General features: G+C 68.5%; 2 protein-coding genes. Both read left to right on the top strand.

Features of this window, described 5'->3' with window-relative positions:
- A partial coding sequence (locus tag VF662_RS15430; protein ID WP_464142837.1) for an exosortase C-terminal domain/associated protein EpsI occupies window positions 1-804 on the top strand: 804 nt, incomplete at its 5' end.
- 2 nt (window positions 805-806) lie between these two features.
- Window positions 807-2095: asparagine synthase (glutamine-hydrolyzing) (gene asnB / locus VF662_RS15435; RefSeq protein WP_464142838.1), on the top strand; the 1289-nt coding region annotated here is incomplete at its 3' end.

Genomic DNA, 2095 nt, shown 5'->3' on the forward strand with positions numbered 1-2095 from the left:
ACGATCTACATCGCCCACCTCACCAGCAACGATTTCGCGGCCGGCTTCGATCACGTCTTCTACGGCTGGATCTTCTTCGCGCTCGTGATCGCCCTGCTGATGGCGGCCGGCTGGCCCTTCTTCGATCGGAAGCCGGGCGACAAGTGGTTCGATCCCGCCGCGCTGCAACCGGTCCGGCCGGCCTCCTCGCGGATCCCCTATGTCGCAGCCGCCGCAGCAGCGCTGGCCGCCGCACCGTTGCTCTGGTCCTCCGCAATAGCATCCGCCGCCGCAGCGGCTCCGGCAGACATCCTGCTGCCCCAAGTTCCGGGCTGGCAGCGCGTCGCCGACGAGAGCGGCCGGCCCTGGCAGCCTCATTATGCCGGCGCCGACGTGATCCGCATCGGCCGCTATCGGAACCACGCAGGCCAGAAGGTCGATCTCGCCATCGCGCTCTTCGCTCGCCAGGAAGAGGGGCGCGAGCTCGTCGGTTTTGGCCAGGGCGCCGCTGGCCCCAACAGCGGCTGGGCCTGGACCGCCACCGGCCCCGCGCCCGCATACGGCCGGCTCGACCGGATCCAGTCCTTCGGCACCTTCCGCGAAGTCGCCACCTTCTACCGTGTCGGCCAAATCCTCACCGGAAGCCCGCTCGAGGTGAAGCTCGAAACGGTGAAGACCCGCCTCCTCGGCGGCCCGCAGCGGGCGGTCGCGGTGACGGTCTCGGCCGACGGCGCCGCTCCCCGTCCCGCCATCGATGCGTTCATCCGGGCTCTGGGTCCGATCGATCGCCTTGCCGACGAGGCCGCTGGTCTGCCAAGTCGCTGATCATGTGCGGCATCGCAGGCATCTTCCACCCGAGCGTCCCGAAGCCAGTCGATCCGGCGCGCGTGGCGACGATGACCGACGTCCTCGCCCACCGCGGTCCTGACGGAAGCGGCGTCTGGACTGCACCCGGAATCGGCCTCGGCCACCGCCGCCTCTCCATCATCGATCTGGAAGGCGGCGCTCAGCCGATGCTGACGCCCGACGGCCAAGTCGCAGTCTCCTATAATGGCGAAATCTACAATTTCCTCGAAGTGCGGGCCGAGCTCGAGACCAAGGGCCACGTCTTCGAGACGGACAGCGACACCGAAGTGATCCTCGCCGGCTGGCGGCAATGGGGGCCGGACGCGCTCACCCGCTTCAACGGCATGTTCGCCTTCGCGCTTTACGACGCGCAGCGGGACGCGCTCTTCCTCGCCCGCGACCGACTCGGTGTGAAGCCGCTTTTCTATGCGGAGCTTCCTGACGGCGCCCTCATCTTCGCGTCCGAGCTGAAGGGCCTTCTCGCCCATCCGCTTTTCCGAGGCAGCCCGAACCCGCAGGCGATCGAGGACTATCTCGCCTTGGGCTACGTCCCCGACGACACCTCGATCGTCGCCGGCGTCAAGAAGCTCCCAGCCGGCCACTTTCTCCTAATCCAGCGCGGGCGTCCGGTGCCGCAGCCGGTGCAATATTGGGACGTGGATTTCTCGAGCCCCACCGCCCGCTCGCCCCGCAAGCTCCGCGGAGAGCTTACCGAGCACCTGCGCACCGCCGTCCGCTCGCGGATGATCGCCGACGTGCCGCTCGGCGCCTTCCTCTCCGGCGGCGTCGACAGCTCCGCCGTGGTCGCCTTCATGGCCGAGGCGAGCCGCGGCGCGGTCGAGACCTGCTCGATCGGCTTCGACCAGGCCGACCTCGACGAGACCCGCTACGCGCAGATGGTCGCGGACCGCTTCGCCACCAATCACCGCAGCCGCATCGTCGCTTCCGACGATTTCAGCCTGATCGACACGCTCGTCCACGCCTTTGACGAGCCCTTCGCCGATGCCTCGGCTCTCGCCACCTACCGGGTCTCCGAGCTTGCCCGCGAGAAGGTGACGGTTGCGCTGTCGGGCGACGGCGCCGACGAGACGATGGCAGGCTATCGCCGCTACCGGATGTTCATGGCCGAGGAGCGGGCGAGGGGGCTCCTTCCCGCCGGCGTGAAGCGCGCCGTCGCTGCCATCGGCAACGTCTACCCCAAGCTCGATTGGGCGCCGCAATTCCTCCGCGCCAAGACGACATTGCAGTCGGTCGGACGCACCAGCGAGGA

This window comes from Allosphingosinicella sp. (genome assembly GCF_036387215.1).
Classification (GTDB): Bacteria; Pseudomonadota; Alphaproteobacteria; order Sphingomonadales; family Sphingomonadaceae; genus Allosphingosinicella.